We start from the raw sequence: 5,259 nt of genomic DNA, 5'->3' as shown, positions 1-5,259 counted from the left end.
AAGCCGGGTGGCTGCTGCGGCGCCGGCTGCTGGCCGGCCGGCGGCACCGCGGGCACCACGAACGGCGAGCCGCCGTTGGGGGTGGCGTGCGGTGGTGGGGCGTACGCGCTCGGGAAGGATTCCTGGGCGTGCGGGTACGACGGGGCCCGGTCGGCGGTCTTGTGACCATCGGAGTCCGGTGGGAAGGCGTCCGGCGGGAAGCCGCCGTCGGTGCCGAACGGGTCGGCTCCGCTGCCCGACGTGGCCCCCGGCTGGTGGCCGGCGTGCTGGCCCTCGGACGTCATACGCGCCTCCTCCATGACTGTCGGCCGTGCCAGCTTGCCACGGACGCGGCCGACCCTGCAGAGCTGGGCGTCGCCCGGTCACTGCCCCGCCCGGCCGGCCGAGCCGGGCAGGTGACCGTCGCCAACCGTACCGGGCGTCGCGGGCGGAAGAAATCCCGGTGTACGCCGTGGAGAGCGTGGCGGTGCGTCGTAAATCACGAAGGAGGGCGACCTTTAGGAGGCAATTGCCCTTTTTGGAACGACGGCGGCCCGCTCGGAGAACCGGGCGGGCCGTCGGGTGCCGTGTTGCTCAGCAGGTGATCAGAACATGCGCTGCTGGCTGAGGATCGCGATCTCGTCCCGCATCGACTGCGTCGGCGCCGACTTCCACGCGCGGTCGATCGCGCGGGCGTTGCGCTTGGCGATGCGGCGGTTGCGGATGCGCTCGATGGTGCTCATGCGGTGCTCACTCCCTTGGGCCATCGCTGGCCTCGTTGCTGTGGTGCCGTGTTCCGGCGCTTGTTCTATTGAACCGCGCCGGAACACGTACCGCCAACGATTTGAGGGGTGATCCCGCTTACCTACCTAAGGATCGAAGGCTGGGAAATCTGGTTGCCGACGAAACTCAGGTCCAGGAGAGCATTGCCGCCTCTGGATCCTCCAGGAAGCCGCCGATGTCGCGGAGGAACTTCGAGCCCAGTTCGCCGTCGATGATCCGGTGGTCGAACGAGAGCCCGAGGGTGGTGACCTGGCGAATCTTGATCTTTCCCTTGTGGACCCACGGCGTCGGCCGGATGGCACCGAAGGCCAGGATGGCTGCCTCGCCCGGGGGCAGGATCGGCGTTCCCGTGTCGATGCCGAAAACGCCCACGTTGGTGATCGAGAACGTTCCGCCGGACATGTCGGACGGCGGGGTCTTGCCCGACTTGGCCGTTTGCACGAGGGCAGTCAGGGTGTCCGCCAGCTCACGCAACGTCAGCCGGCCCGCGTCCTTGATGTTCGGCACGATCAGGCCACGCGGGGTCGCGGCCGCGATGCCCAGGTTGACGTAGTCCTTGACGACGATCTCGTTCGTCGCCGCGGACCAGGTCGAGTTGACCATCGGGTGCCGCTTGACCGCCAGCAGCACGGCCTTGGCCACGAACAGCAGCGGGGAGATCCGCACGTCACGGAACTCCGGCCGGGCCTTGAGCCGCTCCAGCGACTTCATCGTCCTGGTCACGTCCACGGTCAGGAACTCGGTCACGTGCGGCGCGGTGAACGCCGACGCGACCATGTTCTCGGCCGTCAGCTTGCGGACGCCCTTGATCGGGATGCGCTGCTCCCGCGAGGCGTCGAACACCGCGGCCGACGCGGGCGCCGAGTGGGTGACGAGCGACTCAGTGACGTCCGTCTCTGTGAGAGCCGGGGAGGACGCCGACGGGGACGCTGCCGCCTGCTGGACGTCGTCGCGGGTGATCGAGCCGAGCGGGCCCGTGCCGGCGATCGTGGTCAGGTCGACCCCGAGGTCGCGGGCGAGCTTGCGTACCGGCGGCTTGGCGAGCACCGGCCCGGCGGGCCGGGCTGTCACGCCCGCGGCCGGCTGAGCCGGTGCCACGGGAGCGGGTGTCGTGGGAGCTGGTGTGACGGGAGCCGGTGTCACGGGAGCGGGCTGGGGCGGTGCGGGTGCTGCGGCCGCCGGGGGCTGGGAGGTAGCCGGGGTCGGCTGGGCCACGGGCGTCGGTGCAGCTGCCGGAGGTTGGGCGGGTGGTGCTGCGGTTGTCGACGCTGTGGGCGTACCGATGCGGGGTCGGCGTTTGGCAGTTGCGGTTTTCGGGCCGTAACCGACCAGCACGGCTGTGCGGCCGCCCGGAGCCGGGCCGCCGATCATGCCGGGCTCGACCGAGCCCTCCTCGGGGGCGAGCTCGACCGCCGCGAGGGACTCCGCGGAGGGCACCGGGCCGGCGCCCGGATCGGTGTCGATCGAGATGATCGGCGCACCGACCTCGACCGTCGTGCCGGCCTCGTGGAAGATCTGCGTGACGACCCCGCCCCACTTGGCCGGGATCTCCACGGCCGCCTTGGCCGTCTCCACCTCGACGATCGGCTGGTTCAGCTCGATCGTGTCGCCGACCTTGACCAGCCAGGCGAGGATCTCGCCCTCGGTCAGGCCCTCGCCCAGGTCGGGCAGCGTGAACTCCTTGATCCGGGACATCGACGTCACCAGCCGAACGAACGGTCGACGGCGTCCAGCACCCGGTCCAGGTCGGGCAGGTACTCCTCCTCGACGCGGGCGGCCGGGTAGGGCACGTCGAAGCCCGTCACCCGCAGCACCGGCGCCTCCAGGGAGTAGAAGCACTCCTCGGTGATCCGGGCGGCGATCTCGGCGCCCAGGCCGAGGTTGCCGGGAGCCTCGTGCACGACCACGGCCCGGCCGGTCCGCCGGACCGACTCGAAGACCGGGCCCAGGTCCAGCGGGGAGAGCGTGCGCAGGTCGACGACCTCCAGGTTGCGGCCGTCCTCGGCCGCGGCCTGCGCCGCGTCCAGGGCGGTACGGACCATCGGCCCGTACGCGATCACAGTGGCGTCCGACCCGTCACGCACGATCCGCGACGCGTGCAGCGGGAAGTCGCTGGGCGCGTCGAGGTCGACCACACCCTTCTCCCAGTAGCGGCGCTTCGGCTCGAAGAACACGATCGGGTCGTCGGAGATGATCGACTGCTGGATCATCGCGTACGCGTCGGCCGGGTTCGAGCAGGTCACGACCTTGAGGCCGGGGGTGTGGGCGAAGTACGCCTCGGGCGACTCGGAGTGGTGCTCGACCGCGCCGATGCCACCGCCGTACGGGATCCGGATGACGATCGGCACCCGGACCTTGCCCAGCGACCGGTAGTACATCTTCGCCACCTGGGCGACGATCTGGTTGTAGGCCGGGAAGACGAACCCGTCGAACTGGATCTCGCAGACCGGCCGGTATCCGCGGATGGCCAGGCCGACCGCGGTGCCCACGATGCCGGCCTCGGCCAGCGGGGTGTCGATGACCCGGTCCTCGCCGAAGTCCTTCTGCAGGCCGTCGGTGATCCGGAAGACGCCGCCGAGCTTGCCGACGTCCTCGCCCATGATGACGACCTTGGGGTCGTTCTCGAGCGCGCGGCGCAGGCCGTGGTTCAGGGCCTTGCCAAGGGTGATCGTCTCGCCCATCAGTGGGTGCTCCCCTCGAACGAGGCCTCGTAGGCGGCGAACTGCGCGCGCTGCTGGTCGAGCTCGGGCGAGCCGTTCGGGTAGACGTGGTCGAACATGGTGACCGGTTGCGGGTCGGGCATGGCCAGCACTCGCTCGCGCAGGTCCAGGGCCAGCTTGCGGGCCGACTCGTCGACCTCGGCAAAGAACGTGTCGTCGGCGACCTGCTGCTTGGTCAGGAACGCCTTGAGCCGGCTGATCGGGTCCTTGGCCTTCCAGGACTCGACCTCGCTGGCGATGCGGTAGCGGGTCGGGTCGTCCGAGCTGGTGTGCGCACCCATCCGGTACGTGTACGCCTCGATGAGCGTCGGGCCCTGACCGTTACGGGCCTGGTCGAGCGCCGCCCGGGTCACCGCGAACGTGGCCAGCACGTCGTTGCCGTCGATCCGGACACCGGGGAAGCCGAAGCCGGCCGCGCGCCGGTACAGCGGGATGCGGGTCTGCCGCTCGAGCGGCTCGGAGATGGCGTACTGGTTGTTCTGGCAGAAGAACACCATCGGGGCGTGGAACACGCCGGCCCAGACGAACGCCTCGTTGACCTCGCCCTGGCTGGTGGCGCCGTCGCCGAAGTACGCGATGACGGCCTCCCCGTCCGGGGTGCCGGTCTTGCCGTCCATGGTGACGCCCATGGCGTAGCCGGTGGCGTGCAGCGTCTGCGAGCCGATCACGATCGTGTAGCCGTTGAACTTGTACTTGTTCGCGTCCCAGCCGCCCTGGTCGACGCCCCGGAACAGGCCGAACGGCATGATCGGGTCGATCCCGCGGGTGTAGAGCACGCCGTGCTCGCGGTAGGTCGGGAACGCCATGTCCTGCGGGCGCAGGGCCCGGCCGGAGCCCACCTGAGCGGCCTCCTGGCCCAGCAGGCTGGCCCAGATCCCCAGCTCACCCTGCCGCTGCAGGGCGGTCGCCTCGGCGTCCAGGCGGCGGACCGTCACGAGGTCCTGGTACAGCTCTCGGTACTCGCTGTCGGTGAAGTCGACCGAGTAGGTAACGCCCTCCGCCGTGGTGACGCTGTCGATGCGCTCACCGTCGGGCGTCAGTAGCTGAACGAAGCCGCCGGCCGGAGCGTCTGCCCCGACTTCGCTTTCGCCGTTCGCCATCCGTGTCTCCCTGTTTCATCTCTGCGCCCACGGCGGGTGTTGCCCGTCCGCGCGGCTGACCGCTGGGGTTCGCCGCGCCTGGCCCGGGTGAGGTTGCCGCGCGGCTGGTCGGCGGGATCACAGACCCCGCCGGGGAGTGACGGCTCCCACCGCGTCCCGCTGCTTGGTCCAGCCGCGACGGCGGCGGTGCCGTCGCCCCCATCCTCGCAGAGAACGTGAGTGGCGCCACAGGTCAGGTCGATCACAGATCCGAAATCTTGCGGAGTCATTCGTGCCCGTGTTTGTCCGGTTAAGCGGTTTTCGTGCCATCACTTCTGTCGGAACGGACAACTTTCGCCGCTGCCCGAACGGCCATGCGTCGTTCACCCCGATAGCCGAGACAGATCCAAGTTGATCTTTACGCAGGGGGTGCTGGCCGTGCCGGAGCAACCGGACGACGACGGGCTCGTGCCGCCGATCAAGGTGATGCGCAAGCGGCTCAACGGCGTCTACAGCGCCGAGGGCTTCTCCGGCCCGACCCGGCGCTACGTGCTCATCGTGGCGATGCTGGTCGGGCTCGCGTCGCTGCCCACCCTGGCGGCGATCACCGCCGGCTCCCGCGAACTCGACGACGACCGCACCGGCGCGATGGACGTCCCGTTCATCCCGCCGGCCTCGACCGGACCGGTCCGGCCGGC

General features: G+C 70.0%; 5 protein-coding genes and 1 pseudogene. 1 reads left to right on the top strand and 5 read right to left on the bottom strand.

Annotated features, from left to right (window positions below; all coding sequences use genetic code 11):
- From AB0C29_RS32280 to pdhA, 5 genes and pseudogenes are all read right to left on the bottom strand, one after another.
- Window positions 1-284, bottom strand: a pseudogene (locus AB0C29_RS32280) (hypothetical protein); the annotation flags it as partial.
- Window positions 285-584: 300 nt separating this feature from the next.
- Window positions 585-722, bottom strand: coding sequence for a hypothetical protein (locus AB0C29_RS32275; RefSeq protein ID WP_360546843.1), 138 nt, complete (start codon window positions 720-722; stop codon window positions 585-587).
- A gap of 166 nt (window positions 723-888) precedes the next feature.
- Window positions 889-2,457, bottom strand: a complete 1,569-nt coding sequence (locus tag AB0C29_RS32270; RefSeq protein WP_360828206.1) for a dihydrolipoamide acetyltransferase family protein — start codon at window positions 2,455-2,457, stop codon at window positions 889-891.
- A gap of 5 nt (window positions 2,458-2,462) precedes the next feature.
- Window positions 2,463-3,446, bottom strand: coding sequence for an alpha-ketoacid dehydrogenase subunit beta (locus tag AB0C29_RS32265; protein ID WP_360828210.1), 984 nt, complete (start codon window positions 3,444-3,446; stop codon window positions 2,463-2,465).
- Window positions 3,443-4,582 (bottom strand): pyruvate dehydrogenase (acetyl-transferring) E1 component subunit alpha, encoded by a 1,140-nt coding sequence (pdhA, locus tag AB0C29_RS32260; RefSeq protein ID WP_360828203.1) that lies wholly within the window; start codon window positions 4,580-4,582, stop codon window positions 3,443-3,445. The genes AB0C29_RS32265 and pdhA overlap by 4 nt, the downstream gene beginning before the upstream one ends.
- Before the next feature lie 417 nt (window positions 4,583-4,999).
- Between pdhA and AB0C29_RS32255 the strand changes: the two genes are divergently transcribed.
- Window positions 5,000-5,259 (top strand): hypothetical protein (locus tag AB0C29_RS32255; protein ID WP_360828200.1); only part of this gene is annotated, 260 nt, incomplete at its 3' end.

The organism is Actinoplanes sp. NPDC048791 (genome assembly GCF_040650095.1).
In the GTDB taxonomy this organism is placed as follows: Bacteria; Actinomycetota; Actinomycetes; order Mycobacteriales; family Micromonosporaceae; genus Actinoplanes.
This window is presented reverse-complemented; position numbering and strand designations above follow the sequence as displayed.